Consider the following 18,671-nt stretch of genomic DNA (forward strand, 5'->3'; position numbering starts at 1 on the left):
TTACTTCGCGACGACGACCGGAATCCCCTTCAGCATGCCGGCGCCCTTCATCTCGTCGAGCGCATGCTGCACGGCCGCGCTCGTCGCCGCGTCGATGCCGAGCTGCAGCGCGAGTTCGCGCTCGGCGCGCTTCACGCCGGCCAGGTTGCGCACCTTCACGTGACCGAAACCGCGCACGCGGGCATGCAGGTCGGCCAGCCGCGTGACTTGCTCTGCATTGCCGGCCGTCATCGCGGCCAGCGCACGCGCGAGCGTCGTCTCGTAGTCGTCGGCGAGCGCCCGCTCCATCCTGCGCTCGATGGTGCGACCGAACGGATCGAGCCACGTGCCGCGCAGGCTGCGCACACGCGCCAGCATGCCGAACACCGGCCACATCCACTGGCCGAACACGCGCTTCTTCGGCGCGCTGCCGTCGCTGCCGGCCTTCGCGACCGTCGGCGGCGCAAGGTTGAACTTCACGCGATAGGCCTGCCCCGGCACGCCTTCGAACTGCGCCTCGAGCGCGGTGCGGAATGCGTCGTCCGTGTAAAGCCGCGCGACCTCGTATTCGTCCTTCACCGCGAGCAGCCGGTAGAACGTCGTCGCGACCGCGCGCGTCAGCGCGTCGTCGCCCTTCGCACGCGCCGCCGTCACCAGCACACGATAGCGCTCGACGTAGCGCGCGCCGCCGTACGCGTCGAGACGCGCTTCGCGATCGGCGATCAGTTCGGCGAGCGTCTCCGGCGCGGCGTGCACGGCCACCGTGTGGCGCGCGTTCCACAACGCATCGAGACTCGCCGCGTCACCAGCCGACATCCGGCCGATCGAGAACGCGAGCTTGTTCATCGGCACCGCGACGTTGTTCAGCTCGATCGCGCGCATCATCGCGGCGAGCGACACCGGCACGAGGCCGAGCTGCCACGCATAGCCGAGCATCAGGATGTTCGCGCCGATCGAGTCGCCGAGGAACTTCGCGGCGAGCGCCTGCGCGTCGCAGCTCGACAGGTAGCCGTCGCCGGCCGCGTGATGCATCTTTTCGAGGAGCGCATCCGCATGCAGGTTCGCGTCGGGGTTCTGCACGAACGACGCGTTCGGGATCCGGTGCGTGTTGACGACGATCCGCGAACGCTCGTGACGCACCGTCTGCAGCGCTTCGGCGCTCGCGCCGACGACCATGTCGCACGCGAGCAGCACGTCGGCCTGCTGCGTGTCGATGCGCACCTGGTTCAGCCATTGGTCGCTCGATGCGATCCGCACGAACGACAGCACCGAGCCGCCCTTCTGCGCGAAGCCCATGAAGTCGAGCACCGATGCGCTCTTGCCTTCGAGGTGCGCGGCCATGCTGATCAGCGCGCCGACCGTCACGACACCCGTGCCGCCGACGCCCGTCACGAGCATGTCGAACGGCGCCGCGTCGAGATGTGTCGCCGGCACCGGCAGTGCGTCGACGCGCGCGGCGAGCGCCGCTTCGTCGAACGCCGCGCCCGCGGCCTTCTTCAGCGCCGCGCCTTCGAGCGTCACGAAGCTCGGGCAGAAGCCGTTCACGCACGAATAGTCCTTGTTGCACGACGACTGGTCGATGCGGCGCTTGCGGCCGAGCGGCGTTTCGAGCGGCTCGACCGACAGGCAGTTCGACTGCACACCGCAATCGCCGCAGCCTTCGCACACCGCGTCGTTGATGAACAGACGCTTGTCCGGATCGGGGAATTCGCCTTTCTTGCGGCGGCGGCGCTTCTCGGCCGCGCAGGTCTGGTCGTAGATCAGCACGGTGACGCCCGGCGTCTCGCGCAACTCGCGCTGCACGGCGTCGAGTTCGCTGCGGTGATGGAACGTCGTGCCCGTCGGGAACTGGCCGTGATGGCCGTCGTACTTCTCCGGTTCGTCGGACACGACGACGAAGCGCGACACGCCTTCCGCCTCGACCTGCCGCGCGATCTGCGGCACCGAGATGCTGCCGTCGACCGGCTGGCCGCCCGTCATCGCGACCGCGTCGTTGTAGAGGATCTTGTACGTGATGTTCGCTTTCGCGGCGACCGCCTGGCGGATCGCGAGGATGCCCGAGTGGAAGTAGGTGCCGTCGCCGAGGTTCTGGAACACGTGCTTCGTGTTCGTGAACATCGCGTGCGCGGCCCAGTCGACGCCCTCGCCGCCCATCTGGATCAGCCCCGTTGTATCGCGCTCCATCCACGACGCCATGAAGTGGCAGCCGATGCCGGCCTGCGCGATCGAGCCTTCCGGCACCTTCGTCGACGTGTTGTGCGGGCAGCCCGAGCAGAAGTACGGCGTGCGCTTCACCGCGTCGGCCTCGTTCGACAGGATCTGCGGCGCGACGAGATCGACGACGCGTTCGCGGCGGTCGAGCGCCGGCTTGTGCCGCGCGAGCCATTCGGCGAACACGGGCAGGATGCGCGACGGGCGCAGCTCGCCCAGCTCGGACAGCAGGCAGGCGCCGGCCGCGTCGTGCTTGCCGAGCACGCGCGGGCGCGCACCTTCCGTGCGGTTGTACAGGGTGTCCTTGATCTGCTGCTCGATGACCGGGCCCTTCTCCTCGATCACGAGCACTTCGGCGAGCCCGTCGACGAAGGTCTCGATGCGCGTCATCTCCAGCGGATACGACAGGCCGACCTTGTAGATCCGCACGCCGGCCGCGTCGAGATCGGCCACCGTCAGGTCGAGGCGGCGCAGCGCTTCCATCAGGTCGAGGTGCGCCTTGCCGCAGGTGACGATGCCGACGTTCGCCTGCGCGCTCGGCGCGATCCACTTGTCGATGCTGTTGGTGCGCGCGAAATGGCGCACCGCGTCGAGCTTCGCGGCGAGGCGCGCCTCGATCGTGAGGCTCGGCAGGTCGGGCCAGCGGTTGTGCAGTCCGCCCGCCGGCGGCGTGAAGCCCGCCGGCGCCGGCCACTGCGTCTGCAGCGCGTCGAGGTCGACGGTCGAACCCGACTCGACCGTTTCCGAGATCGCCTTGAAGCCGACCCACGCGCCCGAATGGCGCGACAGCGCCCAGCCGTACAGTCCGAATTCGAGCATGTCGGCGATGTTCGCCGGGTTCACGACCGGCATGTGCCACGCCATCATCGCGAAGTCGCTCTGGTGCGGCATCGACGACGACACGCAGCCATGATCGTCGCCCGCGACGACCAGCACGCCGCCGTGCGGCGACGAGCCGTACGCGTTGCCGTGCTTCAGCGCGTCGCCGGCGCGATCGACGCCCGGGCCCTTGCCGTACCACATCGCATACACGCCCTCGACCGTGCGCTCGGGATCGGCCTCGACGCGCTGCGTGCCGAGTACGGCCGTGCCGCCGAGTTCCTCGTTGATCGCGGGCAGGAAGCGCACGCCGCTGCCGTCGAGCAGTTTCTTCGCCTTCCACAGCTGCTGGTCGACCATGCCGAGCGGCGAGCCGCGATAGCCGCTGACGAAGCCGGCCGTGTTGAGCCCCTGCTCGGCGTCGACCGTGCGCTGCATCAGCAGCAGGCGGACCAGCGCTTGCGTGCCGGTCAGGAAGATCCGGCCGCGCGTCGCAGTCAAGTTGTCGGTCAGGCGGTAGTCGGACAGGGCAGGCGTGCCGTCGATGGGCAAGCGGGCGGTCATGGGGGATGTCTCCTGATTGTGCTGTTCTGGGCTGCGCGGCGGGGCGTCGGGCGACGTATGGCCACCGGCAGCGAATGCCTCTATTTTTTCGTGCGCAGACGAGAATGTTTTTTCTCTTCTTGCTCGGACAGGCCCGCAGCGAGAAAAACTGCGCAGCTTTTTACCGGGATTTGAGAGAGTTTTCGCGCGCGGCTGTGGGGGCGGGATGGGTGGGGTGTCGGGACGGTCGGGCGGCTTGGCTGAAAGCCGGAGCACTTCGGACGGCAACCCGCCGGGGTGGCGACAGGCGCTGGCGTCCCGTGTGACAAGGGTTTTGGCGGCTTGAGGCTGTCACCCTCACCGTCGGAATGCACAGCGTTCCGATTGGTCGATGGCGCGGGATGTCCACAATGCCGCGCCCGCTGGCCGATCGGGCTCGCGCGCTCACCGTTCGATTACACAGCGTTTCGACTGGCGTCTGGGCGGGGATGTCCACATCCTTCATCAGTCTGCGATTCGCTCGGGCGCCGGCCCTCACCGTCGACATTCACAGCGCGGCGAGTGGATTTCGACGGCGGATATCCACATCGGGATTGGCGCATTGTGTCGGTTCGCCGTTCATCGTCACCGTTCGAATACACAGGATCGCGAGTGCGCTCGCCGGCCGGATATCCAGGTCGGACCCGCCTGCCACGCAGTCGCGGGGCTCGCGCTCACCGCTGAAATACACAGGGCTTCGAGTGGCTGCGATGGCCGTTGTTCACACCGGAACCGGCATTGCCACCCGGTCTCGCGCCGACCCTCACCGTTGAAAACCACAGCGCTTCGAGTGGGCCGGAGGGCAGGATATCCACATGAACGAGAATCGGCCGATCGATCGCGGACGCGCGTTTCGAAGCACACCGACGACCGGCAACCCACGCCTGACACCGCGCACCGTCCGATCGGGCGCCGGCGCTCACCTTCAAAATACACAGTGCCGCGAGTTGTTTCAGCGGCCGGATATCCATACTGGAATCCGTGCTGTCTTCGTTCGCGTGCTGGCATCCGAGCCGGACCCACGCAGCATGTCAGACGGCTTCGGCAGCCGAATGGCCACATCCTCGCGGGCTTTCCGCTGATCGCGTGCAGACGCTCACCATTGAATTGCACAGCGCTTCGAGTTGCTTGAGAACACGGGTATGCGCAGCGAAATCTGCACGTTGCAGACCACGCGCCTGCGCTCACCGTTAGAATGCACACCCCTTCGAGCGGCTTGCGGAACTGAATATCCACGTCGCGGCACACTCGCGGTTCAGTCACGCATGCGCGCGTTCGGCTAGAATGCGCGGCGCCCGGAACCACGCCAAAGACCGGGAAACGGCGCTGCAGCGGGCGCGTCGCGAGATCGGGCACCGACACTCACCGTTGGATTTCACAGCATTTCGCTTCGTCTCGCGGACGAGTTGTCCACAACCCTCTTCATGCGTTTCGCGGCATCCGGTCATCCTCACCTGTGAAATGCACAGGGCGCCGAGTCGTTTCGGGGTGTGGATATCCACAACCGATCGCGCAAGGAAACCTGCATCTCCACATCGGCAGAACCGGCCCGCGCATCGGCTCGCGGCAATCGAGCGATAACCGCAAAGCCCCGTCCAGACGGCCTCCGCGGCACCCTCACCGTTCAAATGCACAGCGTTTCGAGTCGCCTTGGCGGTGAGTTGTCCACACCCGTCCGGCCACGCATCGTCGAACAGGCACGCGCTCCCGAGCGGCGCTATTCGGCAATCGACCGGATGACCGTCGCCGGATTGCCGCCGACCAGCGTATTCGGGGGAACGTCCCTGGTGACGACCGCCCCGGCCGCGACGACCGAATTCTCGCCGACCGTCACTCCGCCGATGATCGTCGCGCCGGCGCCGATCCGCACATTCCGTTCGATCAGGATCGGCTTCGCGACAACGAAGTCGCGCCGCCGGGAAGGTTCGACGGGATGACCTGACGTGATGAGGCTGACGTTCGGCCCGATCATCACGTCGTCGCCGATCTCGAGCCCGCCCAGGTCGTAGAACGTGCAGTTCTGGTTGACGAACACGTTGCGCCCGACCTTCATGCCGGTGCCGCCCGTCGCATGAAATGGCGGGATCAGCACGAAGCCGTCGTCCACCTGCGTGCCGACGAGTTCGCTGAACAACGCGCGAACTTCAGCCGCATCGTCGAACGTCAGACGGTTGACCTTCGCGGTGATCGCCATCGCTCGTTTCACCTCGGCGACCATTGCCGCCGATTCCGGTGTTCGTCGCGGAATGCTCGTGGTGCGATCGTCGTTTGCCATGCGTGACTTGTCTCCTTGATTTCAGCGTCTCACGACGCGCGGTGATTGCGGCCAGAGGCTTGTTTTGCCAAGCGCGTGGGTGCTCCGGAATCGGCCGGGGCACATTGTAGAGATGCCGATCTGCGCGTCAGTTTTCGCGTAACTTATAACTAGTTTTAATATAACTAGTTATTTATTGAACTCTTATTGCAGCAGGCTTTGTCCGGCTTTCCGCCCGATTCCCGTTCGACACAACGCGTCGAACCAGACTCGCACACCTGGCCGGGCGCCCCTGTCCGAACCTCCTGCGCTCGGGTACGCTTGAGCATCCACCGGACCGACACCTGCATCCACACGCGGAGGCGCGATGAAGCTCTACTACTGGCCCAAGACCCGGGCATTCCGGGCGTTGTGGATGCTCGAGGAAATCGGCGTGGTGTACGAACTCGTGCCGATCGACCTGCGCTCGCACGAACAGGGCAGCGACGCGTTCGTGCAGGTCAACCCGATGGCCAAGCTGCCCGCGCTCGACGATGGCAACGCACCGTTCGCCGAATCGGGCGCCGTACTGCTCTATCTCGCCGACCGTTGCCCGGGTGCCGGGCTCGGCATTGCACCCGACGATCCGCTGCGCGGCCGTTTCCTGCAGTGGCTGTTCTTCACGCCGACCTGCCTCGAACCGGCGATGGCCGAGAAATTCACGGGCGCGTCGGGCAATCCGGTCGCGTTCGGCTGGGGCAACATCACGCGCGTACAGCGTGCCCTCGCACAAGCGCTTGCCCATAGCCCGTGGCTCGTCGGCGACCGTTTCACCGCGGCCGACCTGCTGCTCGCCAGCACGCTGAAGATCGCGCTCGACGCGCATCTGCTGCCGCACGAAGGCGTGCTCGGCGATTACGTCGCGCGTGCCGAGGATCGCGATGCGTTCCGCCGCGCGGTCGCGATCGAACAGCGCGAAGCGGCCCGCCTGCTGCACGCGTGATGCGTGGGCGCCGCCGCCGGCCGCCCCGGGCACGCTTACGCGGCCGGGCCCGGCGCCGCGGCGCCGGCTTCGACCACCACACCGGGTGAACCGCGCTCGTCGGCGTCGGCATCGACCGGCACGACCTCATGAAAATGCGTGTAGTCGATGTGCGTGATGCCGTCCTCGTCGTGCATCAGGTCGACATAGCGGTGACGCCAGCGGATCTCTCCATGCGCCCACGAGTGACGCGCCTGCATGACCTGCGCGGTCGTCTCGTCCGAACCCTCGATCGTGATCAGCAACGACGCATCGCGCGCGGCGAGCGATTCGGGCGTCTCGCCGAACAGCGCGCTCGATTCGTCGATCACGTGCATCAGGTTCCAGCCGAGCAAAAAGATCGGATGCTCGCTGCGCACGAGCGACAGGTCGTGGATCTTGCGCAGCGAGTAGCCCTCGTGCGTGCCTTCGACGCGCATCAGCCGCAATTTCGCCTGCGCCTCGGCAATCACGTTCTGGCGCGCATTCGCGGCGCGCACCATCAGCGTCATCCGGCCGTTCAGCGGCCGCACGATCGCATAGCGCGCGAACAGGATCTTCGCCTGCGGCCGGGAAAACCGCGCGAACACCAGCCCCGTGGCCAGCGCGATGCTCGACATCCCGACGAAGATTTCGAATGTCGCGACCATGTGCGCATAGAGGGTCTGCGGATGCATGTCGCCGTAACCGACGGTCGCGAGCGTCTCGACGCTGAAGAAGAACGCGCCGCCGAACCCGGCCGGCGACTGGTTCGCGATCGGCGCGCGGCCAAGCAGGTAGAGCGTCGCGAAGCCGCCGTTGAGCAGCAGGAACACCAGCGCGAGCGACAGGAAGAACACGGGCCAGCTCACCGTCAGCGCGCGGTGATAGAAGTCGCGCCAGCCGAGCGGCGGCATCCCGTACGCGATCACCGGGCGGGTGCCCGACCAGATCTTGCGGCCACGACGACGGGGAGCGGAGGAGGACGAATCGACGTTCATCGCACGGTGCCTGTTGCAGGGAGGCGATGAGCGTAGCACGCGCGGCGGCGGCCGGGAATGCGGGCCGGTTCGGAACGAAAATCCGCTGCGCGGCCGTGCAGCGTCGAAAAAAAACCGGCCGCGTGAGCGGCCGGCTGCATCGTCATCGTGCGAACAAGCGCGGTGCGCGCCGTGGTCACTTCCGATCGACGATCACCTGATCGAACGTGCCGCCGTCGGCGAAATGCGTCTTCTGCGCGTTCGCCCAACTGCCGAAGACCTGCTCGACGCTGAACGTCTTCAGCGACTTGAACTCGGCCGCATGCTTCTTCAGCACGTTCGCGTCGCGCGGGCGCAGATGGTGCTGCGCGATGATCTCCTGCGCTTGCGGCGTGTACAGGAAGTCGAGATACGCCTGCGCGACCTTGCGCGTGCCCTTCTTGTCGACGACCTTGTCGACGACGGCGACGGGCGGCTCCGCGAGAATGCTCGCCGACGGATACACGGCGTCGAACTGCGCACCCGACGCGCCGGTGTCCATCAGCGCGACTTCGTTCTCGAACGTGACCAGCACGTCGCCGATCCCGCGTTGCGTGAACGTCGTCGTCGCGCCGCGGCCGCCCGAGTCGAGCACCGGCACGTTGCGGAAGATCGCCTTCTCGAAGTCGAGCGCCTGCTGGTCGGTCGCGCCCTTCTGCTTCTGGAAGCCCCAGGCGGCGAGATACGCATAACGGCCGTTGCCGGACGTTTTCGGGTTCGCGATGATCACCTGGACACCCGGCTTCGCGAGATCGCTCCAGTCCTTGATCGCCTTCGGGTTGCCCTTGCGCACGAGGAACACCATCGTCGTCGAGTACGGCGAGCTGTTGTCCGGGAAGCGCGCGCGCCAGTCCTTCGGCAGCAGCTGTCCGCGTTCGGCGAGCAGATCGATGTCGTTCGGCTGGTTCATCGTCACGATGTCGGCCTGCAGCCCCTGCAGCACCGACAGCGCCTGCGCGCTCGACGCGCCGTGCGACTGCTTGATCGCGACCGTCTCGCCGGTCTTCTGCTTGTAGGCGGCGGCAAAGCTCGTGTTGATGTCCTTGTACAGCTCGCGCGTCACGTCGTACGACACGTTCAGGATCGACGTATCCGCGTGGGCCGCCGTCGCCGCCACGACCAGCGCCGCCGCCGCGCCCGTATGCAGCCAGCGGCCGATCCCCTTGATGCTTGCCATCGTGATATGCCCCGTTCCAGTGGTGGTGAAAGTGCGTGACGGCACGCGTACGCGCTGTCATCGAAACGTAAGCGGGCATTCTAGCGGCCGGGCGCGGCGCGCTTTCCAATCAGTCGTGGAAAGCAAATCTCGAATCCTGCTAAACGGCGGCGGACGCTCGCGCGTGCGTCCGAACCAATGTTAAGATCGCCGCTCAGCCCACTTCACGGTTCATCCATGTCCGCTGCCCTGCGTTCGCCGTCGATCCTTGCCGCCATCGCGGCAGGTGCGCGCGCGGCCGGGCTGAAACTGAAAAAACGACTCCTCGACTGACGGGGACGTCGCGTCCCGTCAGGCGAATGCCGGACGGGATGCCCGCAGGTCGTTTCTTTCTCCTTGCACGCATGCCTCATTCCGGCAAACCGCCGGCGGAACGGTTCCTTCCCACTCCGTTTCCACCATGAGGCTTTGCATGAACACACGTTTCGAAGGTATCTGGCTGCCGATCATCACGCCGTTCCACCACGGCGAAGTCGATCATGCGGCACTCGCGCGGCTCGCGCGCCACTATGCGGCCGCGGGCATCGCGGGATTCGTCGCGGGCGCGACGACCGGTGAAGGCGTGCTGCTCGACGCGCGCGAACAGGACGCCGTGTTCGCGACGCTGCGCGACGCGGCGCCCGGACTGCCGATCGTCGTCGGGCTGACCGCGAGCGCGACGCACTTCGCGGCCGCCCGCGCACACGAACTCGCCGCGCTGCGGCCCGACGGGCTGCTCGTCACGCCGCCCGTCTACGTGCGGCCGACGCAGGACGGCATCCGCCGCCATGTCGAGGCGATCGTCGACGCGGCCGACCTGCCGGTGCTCATCTACAACATCCCTTATCGCACCGGCGTGAACGTCGAACTGGACACGCTGCAGGCGCTTGCGCGCGACCCGCGTGTCGCGGGCATCAAGGAGTGCGGCGGCACGCTCGACCGGATGAGCCGGCTCGTGCACGACACGCCGCTCGCGATCCTGTCCGGCGACGACAACCAGAACTTCGCGGCGCTGTGCGCCGGCGCGCACGGTGCGATCGCGAGCAGCGCGCACGTGCTGCCCGAATGGCATGTGCGCATCCATGCGCTGCTGCGCGACGGGCGGCTCGCCGATGCGCGGCGCCTGTCGGTCGCGCTGCAGCCGCTCGTCGCGGCGCTGTTCGCGGAGCCGAACCCGGCGCCGGTGAAGGCCGTGCTGGCCGCGCAAGGATGGTGCGAGGATGGGTTGCGGCTGCCGTTCGTGCCGGCGAGCGAAGGGCTGCGGGAGCGGCTGGCAGCACTCTGCGCGGCACTCGACGAAATCGAGTCGAACGTCGCGGCGGCATAGGCTGCCGCGACTCCCCAGGGCGCAGGCGACGAGTGAATCTCGACCCGGAGACTATTTCAAACTGTCAGAACCAGAGACAGGCCGTACCGCGCAAGAAGGGCGTCGGCGGTCACGAGCTGAAGCGGCTCGTGCCGCGCCTGCGCGACCAGCAAGCGATCGAACGGATCGCGATGGTGGTGGGGCAAATCACGGACTGCCGCCCCATGCACGGCTCTGACCGGCAACTCGCGAATCCCGCTTGCGCCGATCGCGCGGGCCAGCTTGCCCACGTCGATGTCGAGCTTTCCCAGGCCGGCCTTGATGGCGGCTTCCCAGATACTCGCGCTGCTGACGAAACGTTCGTCGGCAGCCGAGATCAGTCTGCGCGCCCGTGCGCTGAGCCTCGGGTCATTGGTCACGATCCACAAGAAGATGTGCGTATCGAGCAGCAGCCGCATCAGCGCCCTTCGAAAGCATCCAGCAGGTAATCGGGAAGCGGAGCGTCGAAGTCGTCCGCGATCCACGCCTGCCCTTGCAGGACGCCGAACCGAATGGGTTGCGTGGCAGATGCGAGTCGATCGGCTGCTGCCCCGTCACCGTGGATCGGGGCGTCGGCCCGTGGATCGATCGCGCCCGCGCCGGGAATGTTTGCGTTCTGCATGTTGACCTCCGTTACAGGTGACCCTCACTGTAGTCAGGTTCTCGCGATCGATCCATTCGACCGATCGGCAGATGGGACTGTCGAGTCGCAGCCCGCCGCGGCAATCGAGCGTCTCGTCACGCCGCCAGCGCCACCGCCGCCCCCTCCGTCGCCTCCCGCACCGCCTGCGTCACGATCTGCGCGAGCCGGTCGATGGTCGGCGTCGCCGACGACGTGCGCCGCAGCAGGATCAGCGGCAGGCTCGGCAGTGCCGGCAGGCCGAACGACGCCGCGTCGAGCACGCGCACCGACGCGGGGAGCCCGTAGTGCGAGCGCACCGTCAGCCCGAGGCCGGCCGCCGCTGCGGCCCATAGCCCGGCAAGGCTCGGCGTCGTGAACGCGACGCGCCACGGCACGCCCGCGCGGTCGAGCGCGCCGGTCGCCGCGCCGAAGAACCGGCATGGCCGGTCGAACACGACGAGCGGCAGCGGCTCGTCCGGCGCGCGCACCGCACGACTGCCCGTTTCTCCCGCACCGCCGCCTGCGCCATCCTCCGCGCCGCCGTCCGGCCCCCCGAAACCACCCGCGCCCACCGCGCCGATCCATTGCATCGGCACCTGCGCGATCACTTCGCCGTCGATCCCCGTTCGCGCGACGAACGCCGCCGACGCCGGATCGCCCCACACGAGCGCGAGATCGAGCTGGTTCGCGTCGAGCCGGTCGAGCAGATCGGCATTGCGCGCCACGCGCGCCTCGATCTTCACCTTCGGATGCGCACGCGCGAATCGCCCCAGCACGTCGGGCAGGATCGCCTCGCCGAAGTCCTCCTGCAGCCCGACCCGCACCCAGCCGTCGAGATTCACGCCGCGCACGGCCGCGGCCGCCTCGTCGTTCAGCTCGATCATCCGCCGCGCATAGCGCAGCATCGCGTCGCCGGCGTCGGTCAGCGCGAGCCCGCGCCCGGCCTTCACGAACAGCGGCGTGCCGGCCTGCTCCTCGAGCTTGCGGATCTGCGCGCTCACCGCCGACGACGAACGCGCGACGCGGTCGGCCGCCTTCGCAAAACTGCCGAGATCCACGCCCGCGACGAGGCTGCGCAGCGCCGCCACGTCGAAGTTGGGCCGGGCCAGCGCGGCATCGGGCACCGCGAGCGACTCGCCGCCGCCGCGCGGGATATCTTGTCCGGACATATCAACCATCCCGTTTTATCGAATGATTCATCAAAAACTTTCCGATTTTCAGGATGAATGTAGGCCGCCACACTGTCGATGTCAATTTCCAACCGGGACTGCCGCCATGGACACCTCGTGCATCGCTTCTCCCTCCTCGCCCGTCCGCGCCACGCGCGGCCCGGCCCATCGCTGGCGCGTGCTGGCCGCCGGCGTCGCCGCGAACATGAGCTTTTCGGCCGCCGCGGCCGGCATTCCGACCACGGCCGTGTGGATGCGCACGGCCTATCACCTCGACAACGGCGCGCTCGGGCTCGTGCTCGGCGCACTCGGCTTCGGCGTCGCGCTGTCCGAGCTGCCGTGGGGGATCGCCGCCGACCGCTTCGGCGATCGCCGCGTGCTGCTGACCGGGCTCGTCGCGACGGCCGCGATGCTCGCGTTGATGGTGTGCACGATCATCCCGACCGCGCACGCGGTGCCGCCGCTGATGCGCGTCGTCGTGGCGATGTGCGGCGTCGGCCTGCTCGGCGGCAGCGTGAACGGGTCGAGCGGGCGCGCGGTGATGCGCTGGTTCGGCGAACGCGAACGCGGGCTCGCGATGAGCATCCGGCAGACCGCCGTGCCGCTCGGCGGCGGCGTCGGCGCGGCGCTGCTGCCGTCGCTCGCGTCGCATCTGGGTTTCGCCGCGGTGTTCGGCGCGCTGATGCTGCTGTGCGCGGGATCGGCCGCGCTGACCTGGCGCTGGCTGCACGAGCCACCCGCCGCACCGGCTGCCGCGCACGTCGCCGCGCCTCGCCCGATCGAGCAACAACATCAGTCTGCGCGGCACTCGCGCAGCCCGCTCGCAAGCGGCGCCGTGTGGCGCATCGTGCTCGGCATCGGCGCGCTGTGTGCGCCGCAGTTCGCGGTGCTCACGTTCGCGACGGTGTTCCTACACGACTTCGGCCGGCTCGGCCTCGCCGGCATCAGCGCGGCGATGGTCGCGCTGCAGCTCGGCGCGATGGTGATGCGTGTCTGGAGCGGCCGCCATACCGACCGGCACGGCAACCGGCGCGCGTATTTGCGCGGTTCGGTGCTCGTCGCGGCCGGGTCGTTCACGCTGCTCGCGGCCGCGACGGCCGGCAGCGCGCACGTGCCGCTCGCGGTAATCGTCGCGATTCTCGTGTTCGCCGGCATCTGCGTATCGGCGTGGCACGGCGTCGCGTACACGGAGCTCGCGACGCTCGCGGGCGCGAACCACGCGGGCACCGCGCTCGGGATGGCGAACACGATCGTCTACCTCGGGCTGTTCGCGACGCCGCTCGCGATTCCGCCGCTGCTCGCCGTCAGTTCGTGGAGCGTGGTGTGGCTCGCGGCCGCGCTGGTCGCGGGCGCGACCTACCCGCTGTTCGCCGCGCGATAGCCACCGCGCGTTGCTTGCGGGCGTCGTGGCAAACACCGCGACGCCCGCCGCTGCGTCAGCCCGCCTCGCGCGCCAGCGCACGCCGCGCGGCCGGCCGTTCGGCCTCGCGCTGCGCATGCGCGGTCCACGCGGGATGCCGCGCCATGTCGAGTCCGATCGCGACGCCCCAGCGATACAGCACGAACAGGAACGGATCGACGATCGAATGCGCGCCCGGCTCGGCCCACGTGCGGCCGTCGGCGAGCGCGGCTTCGATCGACGCGTTCGCGGTTTCGATCACGCCGCGACCGTGCTCGCTGACCGCACCGTGCAGGGCCGGATCGCCGATGAAGCGGCCGGGCCGCCACAGCGCGCCGTAACCGACGCCATGCACCCAGCCGACCAGCCAGGCGAGCCATTCATGGCAACGCGCCTCGCGCAGCGGATCGCCGAGCGGCAGCAATTGCGCGTCCGGATAACGGCGCGCGAGATACGTGAGGATCGCGGGCGTTTCGGTCAGCACGCGCGGTTCGCCCGGAATCGCGAGCACGGGCACGCGTGCCTTCGCGTTGATCGCGAGATAACGCGCTTCGAGGTTCTGCTGCTTCTGCACCGAGACGATCTCGACGTCGAACGGCGCGCCGGTTTCCTCCAGCGCGATGTGAGCGGCCAGCGAGCAGGCGCCCGGCGAAAGATAGAGACGATATGCGTTCATGGTGGTGTGGCCCGACGGGGCTGTGGAAGACGGAACCGAGTGTAGGAACGCGTGCCCGTGCGCCGCAAACGATGAATTGTCGTGCTCGGACATTAGTGTTACTAATACCCGCATGCGACGCATCCACCTTCCTCCACTGCAGACGCTGCGTGCGTTCGAGACCGCCGTGCGGCTGCAGAGCTTCACGCGCGCGGCCGATGCACTCGCGCTCACGCAAGGCGCGGTCAGCCAGCACATCCGCGCGCTCGAGGCGCAACTCGGTTATCCGCTCTTCACGCGCGAACGCAACGGCGCGACCCCAACGCAGGCCGCACATGCGCTCGCGCTGCAGGTACGTCAGGGCCTGAGCGTGCTCGAACGCGCATTCGAGCCGGCGCTCGCCGTGCGCAGCCGCCCGCGCACCTGCGACGTCACGCTGAACGTCAGCGTGCTGCCGAGCGTCGCCGAGCGCTGGCTCGCGCCGCGCCTGCCGCGCTTCGCGGCCGCGCATCCGCACATCGCGATCGCGCTGCATCCGGACGTGGCGCTCGCGCCGCTGCGCAAGCGCGACCGCATCGACGTCGCGCTGCGCTACGGGCCCGGCACGTGGCCGGGCGTCGTCGCCGAGAAGCTGATGAACGAGACGATCTTCCCGGTCGCGAGCCCCGCGTACCGCAATCGCGACGGCGTCGCGCCGCGCGCGCCGACCGACCTCGTGCGCGCAACGTTGTTGCGCCACCCGGCGCAGCCGTGGGAACCGTGGTTCCAGGCCGCACGGCTCGACCTCACCGAATCCGCGCGCGCGCCGCGCTTCACTGATGCGAACGCGCTGATCGACGCGACGCTGAAAGGACGCGGCGTCGCGCTCGCGCGTCGCTCGCTGATCGAACCCGAACTCGCGGACGGCACGCTGGTGCGCGTGTCGACGGTGCGCGTGACCGACGTGTATGCACACTACGTCGTGTGGCGCCCCGGCCATCCGCACGAAGCGGCGATCCGCACCTGGCTCGACTGGCTGCGCAGCGAGGTGCGGCGCAAAACGCCACGGCGCTGACAGGCGGCACGCGGCGATGGCCGCACGCCGCCCGCACGCGCACGCGCGAAAGCAATTAGTCGGCTTGACGAAAGCATTTCGCGATCACGCACCGGTCGCAAACGATTCACCGAAACGTCGCATCGCTTCGGCATACTCGAGAACGTTTCCCGATCAGCCTGCCAGGAGAGAAGTCATGCGTCGCGTTTTCGTCGCCGTCGTTCTGTGTGCCGCCGCTTTCGTCGCCGCCTGCAGCGATGACGCGCAGCACGATGCGCACGCGACCGACGCCTCGCAGCAGGCCGGCGCATCGGCCGGCTCCGCCAGCGCGTTCAACAGCGATGCATCCGCGAACGCCGCTGCGTCCGATGCCGCCCCGCTCGCGCCGCCGGTCGTGCATTACCCGCCCGATGACGACGACGATGCGAAGCCCGCGATGAACGCGGCCGCGTCGAGTGCCGCCGCGTCGTCGCCGGGCTGATCCCGCCGCTTCCGTCCCCCTGACCGCAGAACCGAGGTGAACAACATGCCGTCATCGAGCCGCCGCCGTTTCCTGCATACCGTCGCACAATCCGCGGGCGCCGCCGTTGCGCTCAACGCGTTTCCCGAATCGATCCGCCGCGCGCTCGCGATTCCCGCCGCGCGCGGCACCGGCACGATCCGCGATGTCGAGCACATCGTCGTGTTCATGCAGGAAAACCGCTCGTTCGATCATTACTTCGGACACCTGCGCGGCGTGCGCGGCTACAACGACCGCTTCCCGATCCCGCTGCCGAACGGCAAGCCGGTGTGGTACCAGCCGTCGAAGGCCGATCCGGGCAAGCCCGTGCTGCCGTTCCGGCTGAATACGCTGACGACGAGCGCGCAGTGCGTCGGCGACCTCGACCACTCGTGGTACAAGACGCACGCGGCGATCGACGGCGGCCGCTACGACCAGTGGCCCGCGAACAAGACCGACATGACGATGGGCTATCACGTGCGCGAGGACATCCCGTTCCACTACGCGCTCGCCGATGCGTTCACCGTGTGCGACAACTACTTCTGCTCGCTGCCGGGCCCGACGCACCCGAACCGTTCGTACCTGATGACCGGCACGGTCGACCCGACCGGCAAGTTCGGCGGCCCGCTGCTCGACAACAGCGACTATGTCGACGGCGACGGGCCGCCCGCCTACCAGCTGCTGTCGTGGACGACCTTCCCCGAGCGCCTCGAGGCACACGGCGTGTCGTGGCAGATCTACCAGCAGGGCACGACGGGCAACGATCCGTACAACGGCAACTACGGCACGAACGTCCTGCAGAACTTCGCGAACTTCATCAACGCGAAGCCGGGTTCGTCGCTGTACCAGCGCGCGCAGACGGTGCGCACGCTCGACAACCTGAAGGACGACGTGATCAACGACCGTCTGCCGCAGGTGTCGTGGCTGTGCCCGCCCGCCGCCTTCTCCGAGCATCCGAAATACACGCCCGCGTACGGCGCGAACTACACGTCGCAGATCCTCGACGCGCTCACGTCGAACCCGGACGTATGGCGCAAGACCGTGCTGTTCATCATGTACGACGAGAACGACGGCTTCTTCGATCACATCGTGCCGCCGCAGCCGCCGACGTCGGCCGCGCAGGGCGCATCGACCGTGACGACCGACGGCGAGCTGCATACGGTCGTGAACCCCGGCCGCGGCGGCAGCTACACGGCCGACGGGCTGCCGTACGGCCTCGGGCCGCGCGTGCCGATGACGGTCGTGTCGCCGTGGACGAAAGGCGGCTTCGTGTGCTCGCAGGTGTTCGACCACACGTCGGTGATCCGCTTCATCGGCGAGCGTTTCGGCGTCGACGAACCGAACATCACGCCGTGGCGCCGCACGATCTGCGGCGACCTCACCGCCGCATTCGACTTCCGCTCGTCCGACGCGTCGTTCCCGCCGCTGCCCGACACGAGCCAGTACCGCTCGATCGCGGACCAGCAGTGCACGTCGCAGCCCGCGCCGACCGTGCCCGCGACGCCGTCGCCGGTCGCCCCGCAGGAGCCCGGCGTGCGTCCGGCGCGCGCGCTGCCGTACGAACTTCATGTGAACGCGAGCGTCTACGGCGGGAACACGCTGCGCATCGAATTCGCGAACCGCGGCAACCAGGGCGCGCACTTCCACGTGTATTCGACGAACCGCACCGACGGCCCGTGGCGCTATACGGTCGGCGCGCGCCGCCTGCTGCATGCGGATTTCGACCTGACGGTGACGAACGGCGCGTATGCGTTCTCGGTGTACGGGCCGAACGGCTTCGTGCGCGTGTTCTCCGGCAACGTGTCGGCCGGAACCGCGCCCCACCGCAAGCCCGCGCAGCCGGAGGTGAAGGCCGGCTACGACGTCGCGAACGGGAATTTGTACCTGAAGCTGCACAACCATGGCGGAGCCCACGTCACGCTGACGCTGACCGACAACGCGTACGGTGCGCCGGCGCGGCAGGTCACGCTGCACGGCGGCGACGAGCGCGTCGAGCAGTGGGCGCTCGCATCGAGCCACCAATGGTATGACGTGACGGTGAGCGACGGCGCGAACGGCACGTTCTCGCGCCGTTTCGCGGGCCACGTCGAGAACGGCCGGCCGAGCTATTCGGATCCGGCCGCGGTGCAGCCCGTCTCCGCGTCGTAAGCGCGACAGCGCGACGTTGCGCGGCACCCGCCGCGCAGCGCGCGCTAGCTGGCCCGATCCGTCAGACCGCGTGCGCGAGCGCGCGGTCGACGAGCGCGGCTTCGAAGCCGTCGTCCGCGTCGCGAAAGCGCAGCGGCGCCGCGCAGTGCACCAGCGTGTCGATGAAGTACTTCGCGCGCGGCCACGGTCCGAAGCCGGCGGCCGTGTTGATGTGCCCGGCGTCGCCGAGGTTCACGAACGCGCTGCCCAGGCGCTGCGCGAGCGTGCGCGCATCGGCGAGCGGCATCCACGGATCGGTCTCGCTGCCGATCACGATCGACGGCGCCGCGAGCCGGCGCGCGTCGAACGGCCCGGCGAACTTGAATTTCGCGGGGCTGGCGGGCGCGACGAACAGCACGCCCGCGACGTCGCCGGCATGCGGCCACTGCGCGAGCGCATGCGCGGTCGCGAGGCAGCCGAAGCTGTGCGCGGCCAGCACGAACGGGCCGCGCTCGCGGTCGAGCAGCGCGCGCACGGATTGCGCCCAGCGCACGAGATCGGGTGCATCCCAGTCGTCCTGCTCGACCCGCAGCGAGCGCGGGAACTGTCGTTCCAGCCAGGTCTGCCAGTGAGCGCCTTCGCTGCCGTGCAGGCCCGGAACGGTGACGAGCCGCGGCGGCCACGCCGATTTGCTGCATGCGCGCATGATTGCCCTCGCTTGCTTGAAGACGGGGTTCGATTGTGGCGCGCCGTATCCGGCGGCCGAACCAATATTTTGTGCTTT

Annotated in this window: 15 protein-coding genes; 6 read left to right on the top strand and 9 right to left on the bottom strand. The window is 68.3% G+C overall.

What is annotated here, in order from left to right:
* Positions 1-3,573 carry an indolepyruvate ferredoxin oxidoreductase family protein gene (locus ACTRWB_RS24165; protein WP_446903388.1) on the bottom strand — a complete coding sequence of 1,191 codons (3,573 nt, stop codon included), beginning with the start codon at positions 3,571-3,573 and terminating at the stop codon, positions 1-3.
* 1,735 nt (positions 3,574-5,308) lie between these two features.
* Positions 5,309-5,866, bottom strand: a complete 558-nt coding sequence (locus tag ACTRWB_RS24170) for a sugar O-acetyltransferase (protein ID WP_446903389.1) — start codon at positions 5,864-5,866, stop codon at positions 5,309-5,311.
* A 346-nt stretch (positions 5,867-6,212) separates the two neighbouring features.
* On the opposite strand from ACTRWB_RS24170, the gene ACTRWB_RS24175 reads away from it, so the two are divergent.
* The gene (locus ACTRWB_RS24175; protein WP_446903390.1) at positions 6,213-6,827 is read left to right on the top strand and encodes a glutathione S-transferase family protein; all 615 of its coding nucleotides are present in this window, start codon (positions 6,213-6,215) and stop codon (positions 6,825-6,827) included.
* Between the two features lie 35 nt (positions 6,828-6,862).
* Here the strand turns inward: ACTRWB_RS24175 and ACTRWB_RS24180 are convergent, their stop codons facing one another.
* Together ACTRWB_RS24180 and ACTRWB_RS24185 are read right to left on the bottom strand one after the other, a co-directional pair.
* Complete coding sequence (locus ACTRWB_RS24180; protein ID WP_446903391.1) at positions 6,863-7,825, bottom strand: ion channel; 963 nt, start codon at positions 7,823-7,825, stop codon at positions 6,863-6,865.
* Positions 7,826-8,000: 175 nt separating this feature from the next.
* A complete protein-coding gene (locus tag ACTRWB_RS24185; protein WP_446903392.1) occupies positions 8,001-9,020 on the bottom strand; it encodes a sulfate ABC transporter substrate-binding protein in 1,020 nt (339 codons plus the stop codon).
* 451 nt (positions 9,021-9,471) lie between these two features.
* On the opposite strand from ACTRWB_RS24185, the gene dapA reads away from it, so the two are divergent.
* Positions 9,472-10,365, top strand: coding sequence for a 4-hydroxy-tetrahydrodipicolinate synthase (dapA, locus tag ACTRWB_RS24190; RefSeq protein WP_446903393.1), 894 nt, complete (start codon positions 9,472-9,474; stop codon positions 10,363-10,365).
* 56 nt (positions 10,366-10,421) lie between these two features.
* Here dapA and ACTRWB_RS24195 read toward each other — a convergent pair whose 3' ends face one another.
* The 3 genes from ACTRWB_RS24195 to ACTRWB_RS24205 form a co-directional block, all read right to left on the bottom strand.
* On the bottom strand, positions 10,422-10,802 hold the full coding sequence (locus ACTRWB_RS24195; RefSeq protein WP_446903394.1) for a type II toxin-antitoxin system VapC family toxin: 381 nt from the start codon (positions 10,800-10,802) through the stop codon (positions 10,422-10,424).
* Entirely contained in the window at positions 10,802-11,005 is a 204-nt protein-coding gene (locus ACTRWB_RS24200) for a hypothetical protein (protein WP_446903395.1), read from the bottom strand. Before ACTRWB_RS24200 ends, ACTRWB_RS24195 begins: the two co-directional genes overlap by 1 nt.
* A gap of 116 nt (positions 11,006-11,121) precedes the next feature.
* Positions 11,122-12,174: a LysR substrate-binding domain-containing protein gene (locus tag ACTRWB_RS24205; protein ID WP_446903396.1), complete on the bottom strand. Its 1,053-nt coding sequence runs from the start codon at positions 12,172-12,174 to the stop codon at positions 11,122-11,124.
* Between the two features lie 106 nt (positions 12,175-12,280).
* On the opposite strand from ACTRWB_RS24205, the gene ACTRWB_RS24210 reads away from it, so the two are divergent.
* Positions 12,281-13,555 (top strand): MFS transporter, encoded by a 1,275-nt coding sequence (locus tag ACTRWB_RS24210; RefSeq protein WP_446903397.1) that lies wholly within the window; start codon positions 12,281-12,283, stop codon positions 13,553-13,555.
* 55 nt (positions 13,556-13,610) lie between these two features.
* On the opposite strand, the gene ACTRWB_RS24215 is transcribed toward ACTRWB_RS24210, so the two are convergent.
* Positions 13,611-14,249 (bottom strand): glutathione S-transferase family protein, encoded by a 639-nt coding sequence (locus ACTRWB_RS24215; protein WP_193099270.1) that lies wholly within the window; start codon positions 14,247-14,249, stop codon positions 13,611-13,613.
* 112 nt (positions 14,250-14,361) lie between these two features.
* Here ACTRWB_RS24215 and ACTRWB_RS24220 point away from each other — a divergent pair, with 112 nt between their 5' ends.
* The 3 genes from ACTRWB_RS24220 (at position 14,362) to ACTRWB_RS24230 (ending at position 17,908) form a co-directional block, all read left to right on the top strand.
* Positions 14,362-15,282 carry a LysR substrate-binding domain-containing protein gene (locus tag ACTRWB_RS24220; protein ID WP_446903398.1) on the top strand — a complete coding sequence of 307 codons (921 nt, stop codon included), beginning with the start codon at positions 14,362-14,364 and terminating at the stop codon, positions 15,280-15,282.
* A 175-nt stretch (positions 15,283-15,457) separates the two neighbouring features.
* Positions 15,458-15,742 (top strand): hypothetical protein, encoded by a 285-nt coding sequence (locus tag ACTRWB_RS24225; RefSeq protein WP_412022911.1) that lies wholly within the window; start codon positions 15,458-15,460, stop codon positions 15,740-15,742.
* Between the two features lie 45 nt (positions 15,743-15,787).
* Positions 15,788-17,908, top strand: coding sequence for a phosphocholine-specific phospholipase C (locus tag ACTRWB_RS24230; protein ID WP_446903399.1), 2,121 nt, complete (start codon positions 15,788-15,790; stop codon positions 17,906-17,908).
* 61 nt (positions 17,909-17,969) lie between these two features.
* Here ACTRWB_RS24230 and ACTRWB_RS24235 read toward each other — a convergent pair whose 3' ends face one another.
* Positions 17,970-18,593 (bottom strand): RBBP9/YdeN family alpha/beta hydrolase, encoded by a 624-nt coding sequence (locus tag ACTRWB_RS24235; protein ID WP_048247756.1) that lies wholly within the window; start codon positions 18,591-18,593, stop codon positions 17,970-17,972.
* Between the last annotated feature and the right edge of the window lie 78 nt (positions 18,594-18,671).

This window comes from Burkholderia sp. YIM B11467 (genome assembly GCF_052952715.1).

Coding starts and splice junctions, on each gene's coding strand:
- ACTRWB_RS24235 (WP_048247756.1), bottom strand. CDS start 18,593: ATGCGCGCATGCAGCAAATCGGCGTGGCCGCCGCGGCTCGTCACCGTT.
- ACTRWB_RS24165 (WP_446903388.1), bottom strand. CDS start 3,573: ATGACCGCCCGCTTGCCCATCGACGGCACGCCTGCCCTGTCCGACTAC.
- ACTRWB_RS24220 (WP_446903398.1), top strand. CDS start 14,362: ATGCGACGCATCCACCTTCCTCCACTGCAGACGCTGCGTGCGTTCGAG.
- dapA (WP_446903393.1), top strand. CDS start 9,472: ATGAACACACGTTTCGAAGGTATCTGGCTGCCGATCATCACGCCGTTC.
- ACTRWB_RS24215 (WP_193099270.1), bottom strand. CDS start 14,249: ATGAACGCATATCGTCTCTATCTTTCGCCGGGCGCCTGCTCGCTGGCC.
- ACTRWB_RS24200 (WP_446903395.1), bottom strand. CDS start 11,005: ATGCAGAACGCAAACATTCCCGGCGCGGGCGCGATCGATCCACGGGCC.
- ACTRWB_RS24195 (WP_446903394.1), bottom strand. CDS start 10,802: ATGCGGCTGCTGCTCGATACGCACATCTTCTTGTGGATCGTGACCAAT.
- ACTRWB_RS24175 (WP_446903390.1), top strand. CDS start 6,213: ATGAAGCTCTACTACTGGCCCAAGACCCGGGCATTCCGGGCGTTGTGG.
- ACTRWB_RS24185 (WP_446903392.1), bottom strand. CDS start 9,020: ATGGCAAGCATCAAGGGGATCGGCCGCTGGCTGCATACGGGCGCGGCG.
- ACTRWB_RS24170 (WP_446903389.1), bottom strand. CDS start 5,866: ATGGCAAACGACGATCGCACCACGAGCATTCCGCGACGAACACCGGAA.
- ACTRWB_RS24225 (WP_412022911.1), top strand. CDS start 15,458: ATGCGTCGCGTTTTCGTCGCCGTCGTTCTGTGTGCCGCCGCTTTCGTC.
- ACTRWB_RS24180 (WP_446903391.1), bottom strand. CDS start 7,825: ATGAACGTCGATTCGTCCTCCTCCGCTCCCCGTCGTCGTGGCCGCAAG.
- ACTRWB_RS24230 (WP_446903399.1), top strand. CDS start 15,788: ATGCCGTCATCGAGCCGCCGCCGTTTCCTGCATACCGTCGCACAATCC.
- ACTRWB_RS24210 (WP_446903397.1), top strand. CDS start 12,281: ATGGACACCTCGTGCATCGCTTCTCCCTCCTCGCCCGTCCGCGCCACG.
- ACTRWB_RS24205 (WP_446903396.1), bottom strand. CDS start 12,174: ATGTCCGGACAAGATATCCCGCGCGGCGGCGGCGAGTCGCTCGCGGTG.